This window comes from Nonomuraea basaltis (genome assembly GCF_005893125.1).
Lineage (GTDB): Bacteria > Actinomycetota > Actinomycetes > Streptosporangiales > Streptosporangiaceae > Nonomuraea > Nonomuraea basaltis.
The window spans coordinates 1-15965 of sequence record NZ_VCJS01000267.1 but is presented as its reverse complement, the minus strand read 5'-3'; the positions used below and the strand labels follow the sequence as shown (position 1 = coordinate 15965).

At 70.2% G+C, this 15965-nt stretch carries 14 protein-coding genes; 5 read left to right on the top strand and 9 right to left on the bottom strand.

Features of this window, described 5'->3' with window-relative positions:
- The coding region (locus tag EJK15_RS59585) for a hypothetical protein (protein ID WP_138719250.1) at positions 1 to 840 on the bottom strand (840 nt) is incomplete at its 3' end.
- Between the two features lie 186 nt (positions 841 to 1026).
- Here EJK15_RS59585 and EJK15_RS59580 point away from each other — a divergent pair.
- Positions 1027 to 1821 carry a class I SAM-dependent methyltransferase gene (locus tag EJK15_RS59580; RefSeq protein ID WP_138719249.1) on the top strand — a complete coding sequence of 265 codons (795 nt, stop codon included), beginning with the start codon at positions 1027 to 1029 and terminating at the stop codon, positions 1819 to 1821.
- Between the two features lie 127 nt (positions 1822 to 1948).
- Positions 1949 to 2917 (top strand): aldo/keto reductase, encoded by a 969-nt coding sequence (locus EJK15_RS59575; RefSeq protein WP_138719248.1) that lies wholly within the window; start codon positions 1949 to 1951, stop codon positions 2915 to 2917.
- A gap of 97 nt (positions 2918 to 3014) precedes the next feature.
- Here the strand turns inward: EJK15_RS59575 and thpR are convergent, their stop codons facing one another.
- From thpR to EJK15_RS59555, 4 genes are all read right to left on the bottom strand, one after another.
- Positions 3015 to 3572: an RNA 2',3'-cyclic phosphodiesterase gene (gene thpR, locus EJK15_RS59570; RefSeq protein ID WP_138719247.1), complete on the bottom strand. Its 558-nt coding sequence runs from the start codon at positions 3570 to 3572 to the stop codon at positions 3015 to 3017.
- Between the two features lie 166 nt (positions 3573 to 3738).
- Positions 3739 to 4965, bottom strand: a complete 1227-nt coding sequence (locus EJK15_RS59565) for an MFS transporter (protein ID WP_138719246.1) — start codon at positions 4963 to 4965, stop codon at positions 3739 to 3741.
- Between the two features lie 23 nt (positions 4966 to 4988).
- Positions 4989 to 5441, bottom strand: coding sequence for a MarR family winged helix-turn-helix transcriptional regulator (locus EJK15_RS59560; RefSeq protein WP_138719245.1), 453 nt, complete (start codon positions 5439 to 5441; stop codon positions 4989 to 4991).
- 184 nt (positions 5442 to 5625) lie between these two features.
- Entirely contained in the window at positions 5626 to 7068 is a 1443-nt protein-coding gene (locus tag EJK15_RS59555) for an NCS2 family permease (RefSeq protein ID WP_138719244.1), read from the bottom strand.
- 83 nt (positions 7069 to 7151) lie between these two features.
- Here EJK15_RS59555 and EJK15_RS59550 point away from each other — a divergent pair, with 83 nt between their 5' ends.
- Together EJK15_RS59550 and EJK15_RS59545 are read left to right on the top strand one after the other, a co-directional pair.
- A complete protein-coding gene (locus EJK15_RS59550) occupies positions 7152 to 7364 on the top strand; it encodes a DUF2530 domain-containing protein (RefSeq protein WP_138719243.1) in 213 nt (70 codons plus the stop codon).
- Between the two features lie 116 nt (positions 7365 to 7480).
- Positions 7481 to 8959 (top strand): alpha/beta hydrolase, encoded by a 1479-nt coding sequence (locus EJK15_RS59545; protein WP_138719242.1) that lies wholly within the window; start codon positions 7481 to 7483, stop codon positions 8957 to 8959.
- 124 nt (positions 8960 to 9083) lie between these two features.
- Here the strand turns inward: EJK15_RS59545 and EJK15_RS71995 are convergent, their stop codons facing one another.
- Complete coding sequence (locus EJK15_RS71995) at positions 9084 to 12119, bottom strand: sacsin N-terminal ATP-binding-like domain-containing protein (RefSeq protein ID WP_171075217.1); 3036 nt, start codon at positions 12117 to 12119, stop codon at positions 9084 to 9086.
- Positions 12120 to 12214: 95 nt separating this feature from the next.
- Entirely contained in the window at positions 12215 to 13018 is an 804-nt protein-coding gene (locus EJK15_RS59530; protein ID WP_138719241.1) for a DUF3027 domain-containing protein, read from the bottom strand.
- Positions 13019 to 13119: 101 nt separating this feature from the next.
- On the opposite strand from EJK15_RS59530, the gene EJK15_RS59525 reads away from it, so the two are divergent.
- Positions 13120 to 14694, top strand: coding sequence for an MFS transporter (locus EJK15_RS59525; RefSeq protein ID WP_240777914.1), 1575 nt, complete (start codon positions 13120 to 13122; stop codon positions 14692 to 14694).
- Positions 14695 to 14705: 11 nt separating this feature from the next.
- Here the strand turns inward: EJK15_RS59525 and EJK15_RS59520 are convergent, their stop codons facing one another.
- Positions 14706 to 15101: a cold-shock protein gene (locus tag EJK15_RS59520; protein ID WP_138719240.1), complete on the bottom strand. Its 396-nt coding sequence runs from the start codon at positions 15099 to 15101 to the stop codon at positions 14706 to 14708.
- Between the two features lie 89 nt (positions 15102 to 15190).
- On the bottom strand, positions 15191 to 15811 hold the full coding sequence (locus EJK15_RS59515) for an HAD family hydrolase (RefSeq protein WP_240777913.1): 621 nt from the start codon (positions 15809 to 15811) through the stop codon (positions 15191 to 15193).
- Positions 15812 to 15965 lie beyond the last annotated feature (154 nt).

The following is a 15965-nucleotide window of genomic DNA, read 5'->3' as shown; positions in this document are numbered from 1 at the left end:
GCTCTGGGCGCGGGCGGGGAGCGGGACCCGGTAGACCGGGCTCTTCGGGCCCTCCGTGCCCGTGAGGAGGGCCGTGCCGTCGAGGGTGTAGGCGATCGACTCGGCCTGTTTCAGCTCCGGCATCGACACCTTGGCGATCGTCTCGCCGGACGGCTCGTAGAGGGTGGCGGAGAAGTACGTGCGGATGACGTACGAGGAGCCGTCGGGGGCGTAGGCGGCGTCCGTGGCCATGATGGGGGCGCCGGCGACCTTGCGCAGGACGTTGGCCCGGTCCGTGCGCAGCTTCTTGGGGGCCGCGTAGACGGATCCCGCGAACTCCTTGGACACCACGTAGAGCCGGCCGGTCCGCGGGTTGATCATGATGCCTTCGGCGTTGCGGCCGCCGTCCGCGTACCGGAAGCGGTAGCGGGTGGCGGGCAGCGTGGCGTCGGCGAGCGTCTGCGGCTCCAGCACCTTGTAGACGGAGATGTCCGGCCACGCCCCGTCCAGGTTGTCGCCGATGTCGGCGAACCAGAGCGCCCCCCGTCCGGTCGCCGGGTCCTTGGTCGCGGCCATGGCCTCCCAGTCCCTGGCCTCGGCGCCCCGGACCTGGAAGGTGGCCTTCGTCCGCCCGTTCCCGTCGACGGCGTAGAAGGTCGGGGTGGCGGCGCTGTCGTTGTGCGTGTAGTAGACGCCGTCGTGCGTCGGCGACACCGCCAGGCCGCTGGACTCCGTGATCTCCGGGTCCTTGAAGGTGAAGACCTTCTCCATCCCGTCCTCATCCGCCGCATAAGCGGGCACAGCACAAAGACAGCAGGTCGCCGCCACAACGGCGAGCCCCCGTACGATGACATCCCCCACGCCGCCATCATGCCCCACTCACCGCCTTCCAACGCCGCGGCTTCCGGCCACGTTGTCAGCGGGTGGAAGGAGAGGCATGGACCCATATGAGGGCTTCAGGGGGTCCGCACGTGGCCGCCGACATACGCACGTTCTCCGGTATATCCGGTTGGTCCATCACCGGGGGCGACCCTAGGCTCGACGGACATGAGCGAGATCGACTACCTGGCCGTCAATCGTGCCAACTGGGACGACCGCGTGGCCATTCACGTGGCCAGCGACTTCTACGACGTTCCCGGCTTCAAGGCGGGCGCGGACCCGTTGCGGGACTTCGAGATCGAAGAGGTCGGCGATGTCACCGGCAAGTCACTGGCTCATCTGCAATGCCACTTCGGGCTCGACACCCTCGCCTGGGCCAGGCGAGGTGCGCAGGTCAGCGGCCTCGACCTGTCGGAGAAGGCGATCGAGACCGCCACCGCACTGGCGCAGGAGTGCGGGCTGGAGGCGCGCTTCGTCGCCGCGGACGTCTACGACGCGACCACCGCCCTGGGCGGCGCCTACGACATCGTCTACACCGGCATCGGCGCGCTCGTCTGGCTGCCCGACATGCGACGCTGGGCCGAGGTGGTGGCCGCGCTGCTGAAGCCGGGCGGGTTCCTGTACCTGTCGGAGTTCCATCCCTTCGCCGACACGCTGGACGACGCGACCGGATCGACCGTCACGTTCGACTACTTCAGGAGCGATCCGCAGATCTGGGACGAGCCGTACACCTACACCGGCTCCGAAGAGCTGGCGAACACCACCTCCGTCCAATTCCAGCACACGCTGGGCGAGGTGATCTCCGCACTGGCCGCGGCCGGGCTGCGCATCGACTTCCTGCACGAGCACGACCACACGCTCTTCCGGCGCTTCGAAAGCCTGCGAACCCGCGGCGGGAGCTACCGCCTGCCAGAGGGGCGGCCGCGCGTCCCTCTGATGTACTCCCTCAGGGCCGGCCGGTAGCGGCGGATGTGGCCGGTGGTGAAGCCCTGCTCAGGCGACAAGTAAACTGATCATTGGATCGCTTCACCCAAGATCATGGAATTAGTGTATGGCCTGGAGTGCGCTCCAGGTATTTAGGGTTGAGTCCATGGAATACGTCAACCTCGGACGCAGTGGCCTGCAAGTGAGCCCGCTCTGCCTCGGCACCATGAACTTCGGCCCGCAGACCTCGGAGGAAGACTCCTTCGCGATCATGGACAGGGCCCTTGAACTGGGGATCAACTTCTTCGACACCGCCAACGTCTATGGCTGGAAGCTGGGCGAGGGCATCACGGAGCAGATCATCGGCCGGTGGTTCGCCCAGGGCGGCGGGCGCCGGGAGAAGACGGTCATCGCGACCAAGCTGAACGGCCCGATGAGCGACTGGCCCAACGACAAGAAGCTGTCCGCACTCAACATCCGCAAGGCCTGCGACGCCTCGCTGAAGCGGCTGCAGACCGACTACATCGACATCTACCAGGCACACCACGTCGACCGGGACACGCCGTTCGAGGAGTTCTGGGAGGCCATGGAGGTCCTGCGCCAGCAGGGCAAGATCGTATATGTCGGCTCGTCCAACTTCGCCGGCTGGCACATCGCCAAGGCCCAGGAGACGGCGGCCAAGCGCAACTTCACCGGTTTCATCAGCGAGCAGTCCCACTACAACCTGCTCACCCGCACGGTGGAGCTGGAGGTGCTGCCCGCGTGCGAGGACTACGGCCTCGGCGTGATCCCGTGGAGCCCGCTGGCCGGCGGTCTGCTCGGCGGCGTGCTCCGCAAGATCGACAAGGGGCGTTCGGCGGCCGACCACATGGTCAAGCAGCTTGAGAAGCACCGCGACAAGATCGAGCAGTACGAGAAGCTCTGCGACGAGCTGGGCGAGGACCCGGCCTACGTGGCCCTGGCCTGGCTGCTCAAGCAGCGCGCGGTCACCGCCCCGATCATCGGCCCGCGCACCATGGAGCAGCTCGACGGCAGCCTGCGGACCCTGGAGATCGACCTGGACGAGGCCGCCCTGGCCCGGCTGGACGAGATCTTCCCCGGCCACAGCACCGCGCCGGAGGACTACGCCTGGTAATGCTCAGGCCACCAGAGCGCCGATGATGACGATCAGCAGGAGCAGGCCGAGCACGATGGGCAGCAGCCAGGGACGAGGACGATCCACGACCTGGAGCCTAGCCCTGCTCTGCGGGTGCTAGCGCCCATTCGGCGAGTGACTCGTACCGCACCTGGGGTCCTGAGTGGCTGCGGACGAGCCGGACGTGCTCCGCCCGCCACGGGGAGCCGCTGAACCCGGACAGCGACTCCACCAGCGGGCGGAGGTCCGTCTCCGCCTTGGCCCGGGCCAGGGTGAGGTGCGGGTGGAAGCGCTTCGTGTCGGTCTGTACGGCTCCCGCCCGGCGGGCGCCCGCCTTGACCGAGTCGGCCAGCCTGGTCATCGAGTCGCCGGTAACACCGACCCAGAAGACCCTGGCCCGGCGCGCGGAGGAGAACGCGCCGAAACCGTCGAAGGCGAGGTCGAGCACGGAGTGGCGGTGTACGGCGCGGGACAGGCGCACCTCCAGCTCGGGCAGCACCGGCTCGGGCACCTCGCCGAAGAAGGCCAGCGTGATGTGCCAGGTGGCCCGGTCGGGCCAGCGCAGCCCCGGCACCTGGCCGACGTGCGGCGCGATCGCGCGCGAGATCTCGTCCAGCACCTCGTCGGGCGGCACCAGAGCCGCGAATAGCCTCATGCCACTCGATTCTGCCCCGCCCGGTCCGCGGCATCGACCACGCCACGGCGAGCCGCCGGCTTGCCTCCGGGTATCCGATCACGGGAGGGCGAGCGTGGGATGTCCGATCACGGCAGGGCCGAGCGTGGGATGCCCGATCTCGGGACGGCGAGCGCCGGATGCCCGATCACGCCACGGCGAGCGCCGGTCTGCCTCCGACGCGGCGGGTGATCAGCCGCGTCAAGAGCACCGCCAAACCGGTGCCGGCCAGCACCAGCACGCCGGAAAGGATCACGCCCGCGCGCGGCCCGCCCAGCTCGGACAGCCACCCGACCAGCGGCGCGCCCAGCGGAGCGCCTCCGGTGAACACCAGCATGTAGATGCCCATGACCCGCCCCCGCATGTCCGGGGACGTGGCGAGCTGGACGCTGGCGTTCGCTGCCGTGTTGATGGTGATCAGTGCGATCCCGGTCGGGACCAGCAGCAGCAGGTAGACAGGGTAGAAGGGGGCGAGACCGGTGATGATCTGGAACACCCCGAACCCGAGCGCCCCGGCGAACAGCACCTTCCTCGACAGCCGGGCCCGGCGCGCCGCGAGCAGCGCACCGCCCAGCGCGCCCACCGCGAACATGCTGGAGGCCAGCCCGAACGAGGACGCGCCCGCCTTGAACACCTCGCGCGCCATGAGCGCGATCGACATCGAGAACGACTGCGAGAACATCGACACGAACCCGATCAGCAGCACCGGCATGAGCAGCTCCTCGTGCCGGATCACGTACCGCAGGCCCTCTCTGAGCTGGCCCTTGGCCCTCGGCACGGGCCGGGACGGGTTGAGCTCGGCCTTCCTCATGAAGACGAGGCTGGAGATGACCCCGCCGAACGTCAGCGCGTTGATCAGGAAGAGCGGCCCCGTGTCGCCGAACAGGTAGATCAGCACCCCGGCGAGCGCCGGGCCGACCACGCGGGCCAGGTTGAAGATGGAGCTGTTCAGCGCGATCGCGTTGGGCAGGTCCCGGCGGCCGACCATCTCGACCACGAACGCCTGCCGCGTCGGCACCTCGACGCAGGAGATCATGCCGAGGAGGAATGCCATCACGTAGACGTGCCACACCTGGGCGGAGCCGGTCATCGTCAGCACACCGATGGTGAGCGCCAGCGCGGCCATGAGAAGTTGGGCGCCGATGAGAATGGGCCGCTTGGGGTAGCGGTCGGCGAGCACGCCGCCGAACATCCCGAAGAGCAGCATCGGCAGGAACTGCAGCGCGGTCGCGATGCCGAGCGCCGCCGCGCTGCCGTTGGTCAGATCGAGCACCAGCCAGTCCTGGGCGGTGCGCTGCAGCCAGGTGCCGACGTTGGAGACGGTGCCCCCGGCCGCGAACATGCGGTAGTTGCGAATCTTGAGCGACCGGAACATCCCGGTCTTGGGTTCTTCAGGCTCTATATCTTGCTGAGCTTCTCCAGAATCGGGGCGGCTTGCCTGAGGATCGACCGCTCTTCCGGCGACAGCTCCTTCAGCCGCTGCGTCAGCCACGCCTCCTTGCGGCGCCGCTCCTCCTTCAGCAGCTTCTCGGCTGCCTCGGTCACGGTCACGGTCACCTGCCGCCGGTCGGTCAGGTGCGGCGTGCGCGCGACCAGGCCGCGCTCCTCGAGCGTGGCGATCACGCGCGTCATCGAGGGCGGCTGCACCTTCTCTAGCTCGGCCAGCTCGCCGGGGGTTATCCCGGAGTGCCGTTCCACCGCGGCGAGCGTCGCGAACTGGGTGGGCGTCAGCGAGTGCGCCGCCGCCTGTCGTCGTAGGCGCCTGGTCAGCCTTGCCAGTGATACGCGCAGGACTGAAGCCAGGCCTGCGTCGCTCCGCAGGTCCATCTTGGGCTGGGGTTTGGTTAGCATGAGTCATTACCTTTGCTAACTATATTGGAAGGCAAGATATTTCCCTAGTGAGTTCCGTTTCACTCCTTGATACCCCGAAGCCACCCCGCCCGAGCGGGGAGCTTGCTCCCCGCGATGACAGAACGCCTCTTCCTCGCTCTTTTGGGGGGGTCGCGGGGGGCTTGCCCCCCGCGGGGGTGCGTCATCAGACCCCGAACAGCACCCGGATGGGGCCGATCGCGAAGTAGAGCGCGAACAGGATGGTGACGCCCCACAGCAGCGGGTGGATCTCCCGCGCCTTGCCCCGGACGACCTTGATCAGCACGTAGCTGATGAAGCCGGCGCCGATGCCGTTCGAGATCGAGTAGGTGAACGGCATGACCACGATGGTGAGGAACGCCGGGATGGAGATCTCGTAGTCGTTCCAGTCGATGTCGCGGATCGCGGTCATCATGAGGAAGCCGACGACGACCAGCGCGGGCGCCGCGGCCTCGTACGGCACGACGGTGACGAGCGGCGCGAAGAAGATCGCCACCAGGAACAGCAGGCCGGTGACCACGCTGGCGAGGCCAGTGCGAGCGCCCTCGCCGACGCCGGCGGCCGACTCGATGTAGGTGGTGTTCGAGGAGACGGACCCCGCGCCGCCGGCCGCCGCGCCGAGCGAGTCGACGAGCAGGATCTCCTTGGTACGCGGCAGCGTCCCGTCCTCCTGGATCAGGTTCGCCTGGCGGCCGACGCCCACGATGGTGCCCATGGTGTCGAAGAAGTCCGTGATGAGCAGCGTGAAGACGAACAGAACGGCCAGCAGCACCGACACGCGGCTGAAGGCGCCGAACGGGTCGAACTCCGCGAACAGCACGAGGGGGTTATTGAAGCCGAGGATCTGCTCGGGCAGGGCCGGCACGTTCAGTTGCCAGCCGCCGGGGTTCTCGGCCGAGAACGCGCCGGCTTTGGTGAGCGCTTCCACGATGATCGCCAGCACGGTGGTGCCGACGATGCCGATCAGGATGGCGCCCTTGACCTTCCGCGCCACCAGCGCCGCCGTCGCGAGCAGCCCGACGACGAACACGAAGATCGGCCACGAGGTGAGGTTGCCGCCGATGCCCATCTCCAGCGGAGGCCCGGCGGGCACACGGCGCACGAAGCCCGCGTCCACGAACCCGATCAGCGCGATGAACAGCCCGATGCCCACGCTGATGGCGGTCTTGAGCTGGGCCGGGATGGCGTGGAACACGGCCACCCTGAGCCCGGTCAGCACCAGGATGGCGATGATGACGCCTTCGAGGAAGACCAGGCCCATGGCCTCCTCCCAGGTCATCACCGAGGCGATGTTGAAGGTGACGAAGGCGTTCAGGCCCAGTCCCGCCGCCATCGCGAAGGGCACCTTGCCGATGACGCCCATGAGGATCGTCAGCACGCCCGCCACGAAGGCCGTCCCGGCGGCGACGAGCGCCACGTTGGGCGTCGTGCCGTCGCCGATGACCTGCTTGTCCACGTCCGTGCCGTTGGCGATGATGATCGGGTTCAGCACCACGATGTAGGCCATGGTGAAGAACGTGGCCAGGCCGCCTCTGACCTCACGGGAGAGAGTTGAGCCTCGTGCGGAGATTGCGAAGAAACGGTCTATTGCGCTACGTGTGTCGCTCACGAGGCGAAGAGTGACAGTCGTCGTGAGCTGCGAAAAGTGTCGGTGATGAGATCGAGACCCGATTGGAAGCTAGGCTGGACCACGTGAAGCAGCAATGGCATCCCGACCCGGAGCCGATCAAGACCAAAGACGTGGCCACGATCGCCGTGGGCACCGCCCTGTGGGCCGTCGCCCTGGTCGCGCTGCTGATCTTCCGTCCCGCCCCGGAGAACACGTGGTGGATCTGGACGTGCCTGACCGGGGTCGGCTTCGGCTTCTTCGGCATGTGGCTGGTGCGCCGGCCCAGGGACAACTGACGCGCGTCCCCAGTACTGGTTGACATTCGTCATATCCGGCGATTCCCCTAAGTCACCCGCAAGTGGTGTTACCACCCACTACATCGGCATATGCCCGACGCACCATGCTTGACGGTATGAAGAAGCCCATAGTGACATTCCTCCTGGGCGCGGCACTCCTCGCCGGCTGCGGCAGCGCCGGCCAGCCGGCCGCCACCACTAAGCCTACGGCCGACGCCGCCAAGGAGACGGGCGCGGTCGCCTGGAGCCAGTGCGCCGATCTGACCGGCGCCGACGGCAGGCCGACCACCCCCGCCTCCGGGGTCGAGTGCGGCAAGATCCCGGTCCCGCTCGACCACGCCAAGCCCGGCGGCGAGAAGATCGACCTCGCCCTGATCCGGGTCAAGGCCACCGGTGACCGCCTCGGCTCGCTGGTCTTCAACTTCGGCGGTCCGGGCGCGTCGGGCGTGGACACGCTGGCCCTGGCCTCCCGGATGTTCGCCAGCCTGGGCGGCCGCTACGACCTGGTCAGCTTCGACCCGCGCGGCGTCGAGCGCAGCTCCGGCGTCAAGTGCGGCGGCGAGGTCGAGAAGCTGCTCGAGGCGGAGACCGACGCCGACGGCGACCGGCTGGCCAAGGAGTTCGCGACGGCCTGCGAGCAGGACTCCGGCAAGATCCTGCCGTACGTCGGCACCGTCAGCGCCGCCAAGGACCTCGACCTGCTCCGGGCCGCGCTCGGGGACGAGCGGCTCAACTACTTCGGCATGTCGTACGGCACCCACCTCGGCGCCGTCTACGCCACCCACTTCCCCAAGAACGTCGGCCGCTTCGTCCTGGACGGCGCCCTCGACCCCACGGTCACCTGGGAGGAGCGTGCGGTAACCCAGGCGACCGGGTTCGACCGGGCCTTCGAGGCGTTCGCCAAGGACTGCGTGGCGCAGAGCTGCGAACTGGGCGCCGACGCGGCCGCCGTCGAGAAGTCGGTCACGGAGCTCCTCGACGGGCTGAAGGACCAGCCGCTCAAGGTGGGGGACCGCGAGCTCACGTACGGCCTGGGCCAGCTCGGCGTCATCGCGCCGTTGTACGCCAAGGCCACCTGGCCGCTGCTCGAACAGGCCGCCGCGGCGGCGATCAAGGGGAACGGCACCACCCTGCTCACCCTGGCCGACTCCTACACCGGCCGCAAGGCCGACGGGACGTACTCGACGGCGATGACGAGCCTGCAGGCGATCAACTGCGCGGACACCGCCGAGCGCCCGACCGCCGCCGAGACCGCCGAGATCAACGCGCGGATCGAGAAGATCTTCCCGATCCTGTCGGTGGAGGGGTCGAGCGGGGTGTGCGCTCATTGGCCGGTGCCGGGGGACGACACGGCCAAGCGCATCGACGCCACAGGCTCGGCGCCCATCATGGTGATCGGCGGCAAGGGGGATCCCGCCACGCCGTACCAGTGGGCCACGACGCTCACCGAGCAGCTCAAGACGGGCGTCCTGGTCACCTACGAGGGCGAGGGCCATGGCGCTTATCTGAGCGGCAGCGGGTGCGTGCTGAAGGCGGTGGACGCGTACCTGCTGAAGGGCGCGGTGCCCGCCGCCGGCACCAGTTGCCCGGCCTGACGCCGCCCCCTTTGCCCCGGCCGCACCACCAACCCGGCCGGGGTGTTGGCCGGTAGGCGGATGACCGATGTACACCGGCGCCGGCGCCGCACCGCCCCTGCGGGCGGGCGGCGCCGTCTCGCCGTCAGGACAGGTCGGCCTCCGCCAGCAGGAGCGGCACCGCCGACGGGTCGCGGAGCAGGGCCGCCACCGCGAGCCGGTCGTTCCACTGCCCCGTGGCCCAGGCCAGCCCGCGCGCCAGCCCGTCGACCCCCGTGCAGTGGACGGACCCCTCGAAGTAGCGCCACGCGCACTCCACGCCGTCCACCAGCAGCTTCTCGTGCTCCACATATGTCGCAGGGGCCGTGGGCAGCAGGGACCGCACCTCGGCGGGCACCTGCCGCACCTCCCCCTGCGAGGTGACCTCCCCCGAGGTCAGCTCTCCGGCCAGCGGCAGGTCGAGCAGCTCGGACAGCGCCTCGGCCAGATCGTACGGGGCCAGGACCAGCGGCCGGTCCGCGACGAGCTGCAGCAGGTCGGGCGCCTCCACGACCACCACGTCGTCGGCCGGAGTCACCACGATGGACCCGCGCAGCACCGCCCGCACCCGGGACGGCGGCGCCACCCGCGAGGGCTCCACGGCCGCCAGGGCGACCCACAGGGCCCGAAGCTGGGCCCGGTCCACCTCGATCGCGGAGTCGGCCATCAGGTCCAGGAGCTCCTCCGGCCCGCCGTGGGAGGCCAGCAGCTCGGTAAGGGTCGTCCGGACACCCAGCATCGACAGCGCGCCCTCGTCGAGCCCCACGGGCGCGTCGGCGTAGAGGCCCTGGAGGAGCGGGTCGGCCCCCGGGAGCCGCAGCTCCAGAGGCTTGCGCCCGCCGAGCACCGGATGGCGGGACAGCCACCATGCCGTGTACGACGGCACCTCCATGCCCTCCACGCGCAGCGGGTGCAGGGCGGAGCGCAGCGGCGGCCTGGTGAGCAGCTCCAGCGCGGCCGGCCAGTCGGCCACGAGCTCCAGGTCCCGGACCGCCGTGAACTCGGGGATCAGGGGCGGCACGTCCAGCTCGGGCAGCAGGTCGAGCACGTGGTCGAGCCAGTCGTCCTCGCCGTCGAGGTCGTGGTCGCACTCGTCGTGGTCGAGCAGCACGTCGGCGTCGTGCACCATCGCGAACCCGTCGAGCACGCCCGCCGCGGCCAGCACCCGCGCGCCGTAGGTCTCCTCCAGCTCGGGCGCGGCCACTCCGAGGTGCGTGTCAGGCTCCAGCACGCCTGCCAGCACCCCGTCGGCCAGCATGAGCTCACCGGCCGGGTAGAGCTCGCCGTCGGTGCCGCGCAGGGCCAGCTCGGCCAGCCACGGCGCCTCGCCGGGCGCCAGCCCGGCCGCCTGGACCAGGGACAGCACGGCCCGCGCCACGGGCTCGGGGTCGGGGTTGTCGAGCGACTGCGAGACGGCGGCCTTGGTCAGCGGGTCGTCGAGGATGGTGCGAGGCGTGGCCTCGGCGGCGCCCAGCCTGAGCAGCGCAGGATGGGCGGCGTCCGGGTGCACGATGCGCAGCCCGAGCGGTGTCAGGTCCAGCTCGGCGCCGCCGTCGGTGAGGATCAGCGTGCCGCGCGGCCCGCGTACCAGCCGCCCATCGGTCAGCGGCACCGGCAGGGCGCCGAGCGACTCGGGGTCGTCGGCGGGCAGCACGTCGTAGAGCGAGCGCCACCACGACGGCTCCCGCACCTCCACGGCCTCGCCGGACAGCAGGTCCACCACGTCGGACAGCTCGACCCTGCGCACGCCCAGCGAGGTCATGGCGGGATGCCTCGGGGGCCACCCGGCGGGCAGCAGCCCGGGAACGAAGTCGGCGACCGTCGCCAGCAGCTCACCCGATCCGGACGTCAGCACGGCCGCCTCCCGTCCGGCGACCACCCACTCACCGGCCTCGGGCTCCGGTGCGGGGTGCTCGACCTGCCACTCGGCGTCCGGCTCGTAGACCTCGGCGTCGGCGAACGACGGGGTCTGCACGGCGGGCGTGGGCGCGGACAGGGCGGGCAGCAGCGGTGTGCCGGGCAGCCGGTCGAGCACGGCCCGGCGGATCCTGGCGTCGAGCTCGCCCTTGCCCATGAGGGAGGGCACGAGATCGAGCAGCTTGGGGGTGCGCGGCAGCTCTCGCAGCAGCTTGATGTACGCGTCGGCGGCCCGCTCGACGAGGAAGTCGGCCAGCGGTCCCTTGGCGACGTGCCGCCGGTCGGTGGCCATCGGGAAGGACGCGATCAGCAGCGCGGGCAGGTCGAGCGGCTCGTCGCTGGGCGTGGGCGCGTGCACGACGGGCGGCACCGTGCCCGGCAGCGGCCCGGGCTCCCCGGTGCCGGTGACCGGGACGGCCCAGCGCAGCGACCAGTAGGGGCGAGCGCGCTCCTCGGTGGGCCGGTCGGCGAACAGCCTGCCCACCTCGTCGGGGCCGAACTCGCCGGACTCCGAAACCACGTGCCACCCGTCGGCGGCGACCCTGCGGACGTCTCCGTCGATCTCGATCTCGATGATCTCGAGCGCGGGCATGCCGAGCAGCAGCGCGGGGCTGGCCTCGGCGAGCATGCGCCGGACCGCCTCGACCGTGGGCCGGTCGCGTAGCGGGAGGCGGACGAGCGTGTCGAACCCCTCGGGAATGTCGACCATGGGCGGCTCGTCGAACGGCAGCCTGAGCAGCGGTACGTGGCCCGAGCGGTCGGTCAGCTCGCCCGCCAGCGCGGGGATCTCGGCGACCAGGGCCGCGGTCTCCGTACGGGACCAGCGGACCGCGCCGGTCCCGCGCGAGCCGATGGACGGCGAGTCGCAGACCGAGACGACCGCCGCGAATCCGACGCCGAACCGGCCCGCCGCGCCGACCTCGGCCCGCTTGCCGGAGGCCCGCAGCGTGGACAGGCTCTGCACGCCGGTGGCATCGAGCGGGGCGCCGGTGTTGGCGCTGGTGAGCACGTCGCCTCGCAGCGTCAGCCGCAGCACCCCTGGCACGCCCGCGCGCAGCGCCGCGTCGGCGGCATTCTGCGCGAGCTCGACGATCAGCCGGTCGCGGTAGCCGCCGAGTGCGAAGTCCTCCTCGGCGTTGGCGTCCTCGCGGAACCTGGCGGGCGAGGCCGTCCACGCGGCGAGGACTGCGGCTCGCATCCGGTCACAGCCAAAGGTGTCGGTCATCGGTCACGATCCTGATGTTGATGGTAGAGGGCCAGGGTAGGTTAGCGGCCCTGGCCGACAGGAAAACCCCGCTTATGGCCCTACCCCACCTGCCATCAGGAGTGGCCGAGCTCCTCCGAGGCGGATTCGTCGACCGAGCCTGTGCCCTCCTCCTCCATCAGGTCGTAGCCCAGGTCGTCGAGGATCGGGATGGCCTGCTCCACGGGCGGCGGCAGGACCGCGGCCTCGGAGTGGGCGCCGCAGCCGTGGTCGGCCGAGACGACCTTGCCGTCGTCCGGCGCGTATTCGTTGGCGCAGACCCCGAACGACAACCGGAGATCACCTGAGAGCAACCAGTAGAAGCCGCAGGTGGAGCACTGCGCGGGAGCGGCGTGTGCGATCGGAGTGTGTGGCCCGTGCTCGCCCGCGTGCCAACGCCTGGCAGCGCGGTCTCTGCCGATGGCCGAGAGCACACGGGCTCGGCCCAGGCCGTACTCGAAAACCATCTGACGATCGGTGTCGTCATCGACCTCGGTGAAACCGGGCGCGAGCCGGTCGTCGTCTTCCGGGGTGGGCAGCAGATCGCCCACGCCGAGGTCGCCGGGGCGCAGGCGCTCGCTCCACGGCAGCCACTCTGGCGCCAGCAGCGCCCCGGCGCCGGGCAGCAGGACGACCTCGCTGACCGTGACCTTCTTGGCCCGCGAGGCACGCGTGACCGTGACGGCCCAACGCCAGCCGCGGTAGGCCCGGTCGAGGCAGGCGAAGTAGTGGGTGACGATTCGGTCACCCTCGCTCTCGTAGCCCAGATGCTCGCCGGGCTCGCCCGGCCGCGCGAGCTCCTCGGCCGCGGCGCGCGCCAAATCGACCGCGGCGGCGCATGCCTGGTCGGGAGCGGGGACGCGGGCCCTGGTGCGGCTCATCGGGCCGCCTCCGCCGAAAGGTGCTGTTCGCTCACACTTCATTCTCACCCATGCCCGGACCTGGACGGCCCACAACGGGGGATCCTCCTCCGACTCGGCAGATGAATCAGGTAAGACTGGTAGGCGTGGAGGGTGGCTGGGAGCGGGCACGTGAGATCACACGGCGCGTAGGGCGAGGAGTCGCCGACGCGGGCCGTGCCACCGCGCGCGCCGGCAGGGCCACGGCCGGCGGGACGGCGCGGGCGGGCAAGGCCACGGCCAAGGGTGCGCAAAAAGTCGGCAAAGCAACGCGGCGGCTCACGTACGCCAACGGCGCCGACCGCACCGGGCTCGGCCGGCTGATCGAGCTGTCGGCCGGCAACAGCGCGACCGACGCGATGGTGACGGTGGCGCTGGCCAGCACGGTGTTCTTCGGGGTGCCCGTCGGCGAGGCCCGCGGCTCGGTGGCGCTCTACCTGGTCATCACGATGCTGCCGTTCGGGCTGCTGGCGCCGTTCGTCGGGCCGATTCTCGACAGGTTCAGGTCGGGCCGCCGCTACGTGATGGCGGGCACGCTGTTCGGCCGGGGCCTGCTGTGCTTCGCGATGGCCGCCGCGGTCGGTCCTGGCGACCTGCCGACGCTGTTCATCGGGGCGCTGGGCGTGCTGGTGCTGTCGAAGGCGTACAACGTGTCGCGGGCGGCGATCATGCCGAACGTGCTGCCCGCCGACATCACGCTGGTGTCGGCGAACGCGCGGGTGGCGCTGTTCACGCTGATCGCGGCCGGGGTGGCGGTGCCGGTGGGCGCGGGACTGACCGCGTGGCTGGGCAGCGCGGCGGTGCTGCGCATCGCGATGGTGGCGTTCCTGCTGCTCGGGGTCGCCGCGGTACGCCTGCCGCGGCACGTCGACTCCCCCGACATGGATGAGGAGGGCGCCGCGCCCCGCTGGCGCACCCTGCTGAAGGTGGGCCCCGCGGTCGCCGAGGCCGTCTGGGCGAACCTGGCCATCCGCGTCTTCTCCGGCTTCCTGCTCTTCTTCCTGCTGTTCCTGGTGCAGGACAAGGCGGTGCCGTGGCTGGCGGTGAACCAGCCGTGGGCGCAGGATCCGTTCTTCGACATCCCCAAGACGATCGCGCTGCTCGCGCTCGCGGCCGGGCTGGGCGGTCTGGTCGGCGCCGTCGTGGCGAACTGGACGCGCAACCACGCGCCCCAGCTCATCGTGCTGGTCACGCTGGCCGTCACCGCCGTGACGACCGTCGTGACCGCGATCTTCTTCGGGCTGTGGGCCGCGCTGGCGATCTCGCTGGTCACGGCCTTCGCGCAGGAGCTGGGCAAGCTCGCGCTCGACGCGATCGTGCAGCGGGAGATCGGCGAGGAGGTGCGCTCGTCCACGTTCGGCGTGGTCGAGGCGGTGCTCCAGCTCGCCTGGGTGTTCGGCGGCCTGGTGGGGCTGGTGCTCTCGCTGGCGCAGAGCAGCGTCCCCGGGCTGGTCACGCTGGCCGTGGCGCTGACCGGCGCGTTCGGCTGGCTGCTGATCGCCAGGAGGAAGCGGGTGCGCGCCGCCAAGGCCAAGCTGGCCAGGCAGCGCGCCGAGGCGGGCGAGCACGACCGGCGGCGGCCCGAGGCGGGCGAGCATGACCAGCCGCGCGGCGACACGCTCGACGCGACCAAGCCGCTCACCAACCCCAACGGCTGAGTGCCCCGGGTCTATCCCTCGAGGTCGTCGGCGACGGCCCGCAGCACCTGCGCCATCTTCTTGGCGTGCGCCGGGTCCGGGTGCTTGCCCCTCCGGTAGGAGCCCGAGACCTCGTCGAGCAGCTTGATCAGGTCCTCGACGATGACCACCATCTCGTCCGGCTTCTTCCGCTTGGCCTTGGGCTTCGGCTTGGCCAGGGTCGGTGGCTGCTCCAGGATCCTGACGGAGAGCGCCTGCTGGCCGCGGCGGCCCTCGGCCACGCCGAACTCGACCTTCTGGCCGGGCTTGAGCGGGCCTGCGCCGGTGGGCAGCGCGGAGGAATGCACGAAGACCTCACCGCCGTCGTCGCGAGTGAGGAAGCCGAATCCCTTGTCGGCGTCGTACCACTTGACCTTGCCACTCGGCACAGGAGGACCTCGTTCAAACAGTCGAAAAGCTGGATGGATGTAGGTTATGCCCCGAAGGGCGCCAGGGCGACCGGGTAAATGGCGGGGAATTAGCGGAGTTCATCGCGCTCGTGCCAACCGGTGTACCAGGTGGCGAATTCGGTCAGGTCGGTCAGGGCCACGTCCGCTCCGTGATCACGCAGCTCTCCTACCGTGTAGGGGCCGGTCGCGACCGCCACGCTCACGGCGCCGCCCGCGCGTGCCGCCTCGATGTCCGCGACATGGTCACCAACATAGGCCGCCGCGCCGAACCGCGCGAGTGCCGATCCCTTGCCGGCGCCGAAAACCGAGCCGACCACCTCGTCCACGACCAGGCCCAGCACCTCGATCGTGCCGATGGCGTCGCGCCGGTTCTTGCCGGTCACCACGATGACCCGGCCGCCGGCCGCGCGCACGGCCGCGATCGCGTCGTAGGCCCCTGCCATGGCGGTGTGCACCGGCACCCCCATGTCCGGATATATCTCCCGGTACAGATCGGCCGCCGCGGCGACCTCCGAGGCCGGCAGCCAGTTGGCCAGCTCAACCTCCAGCGGCGGCCCCAGCCGCGAGACCACGGCCGCGCTGTCGATCGGCACCCCCAAACGCGCGGACAGCTCGTCGTAAACGGCCGCGATGCCCGTCCGCGTATCCGCCAAAGTCATGTCCAGGTCGAATCCCACCGAAGTCGTCACACGTGCAGGATGCCAAACGCTCCTCTACCCCATGTAACGGCCCTTGTTCTGGGAGCGTTGGAATGGGAAGAAAGGAATTACTTATCGGAGAGGAGCGGTCGTGCCCGATACCCCCAAACCGCCACAGGCGGGAGACCGCCTCGTCGCCTCCTCC

Coding starts and splice junctions, on each gene's coding strand:
- EJK15_RS59565 (WP_138719246.1), bottom strand. CDS start 4,965: ATGTTCCGGTCGCTCAAGATTCGCAACTACCGCATGTTCGCGGCCGGG.
- EJK15_RS71995 (WP_171075217.1), bottom strand. CDS start 12,119: ATGACCGACACCTTTGGCTGTGACCGGATGCGAGCCGCAGTCCTCGCC.
- thpR (WP_138719247.1), bottom strand. CDS start 3,572: ATGAGGCTATTCGCGGCTCTGGTGCCGCCCGACGAGGTGCTGGACGAG.
- EJK15_RS59530 (WP_138719241.1), bottom strand. CDS start 13,018: ATGAGCCGCACCAGGGCCCGCGTCCCCGCTCCCGACCAGGCATGCGCC.
- EJK15_RS59525 (WP_240777914.1), top strand. CDS start 13,120: ATGAATCAGGTAAGACTGGTAGGCGTGGAGGGTGGCTGGGAGCGGGCA.
- EJK15_RS59580 (WP_138719249.1), top strand. CDS start 1,027: ATGAGCGAGATCGACTACCTGGCCGTCAATCGTGCCAACTGGGACGAC.
- EJK15_RS59560 (WP_138719245.1), bottom strand. CDS start 5,441: ATGCTAACCAAACCCCAGCCCAAGATGGACCTGCGGAGCGACGCAGGC.
- EJK15_RS59575 (WP_138719248.1), top strand. CDS start 1,949: ATGGAATACGTCAACCTCGGACGCAGTGGCCTGCAAGTGAGCCCGCTC.
- EJK15_RS59545 (WP_138719242.1), top strand. CDS start 7,481: ATGAAGAAGCCCATAGTGACATTCCTCCTGGGCGCGGCACTCCTCGCC.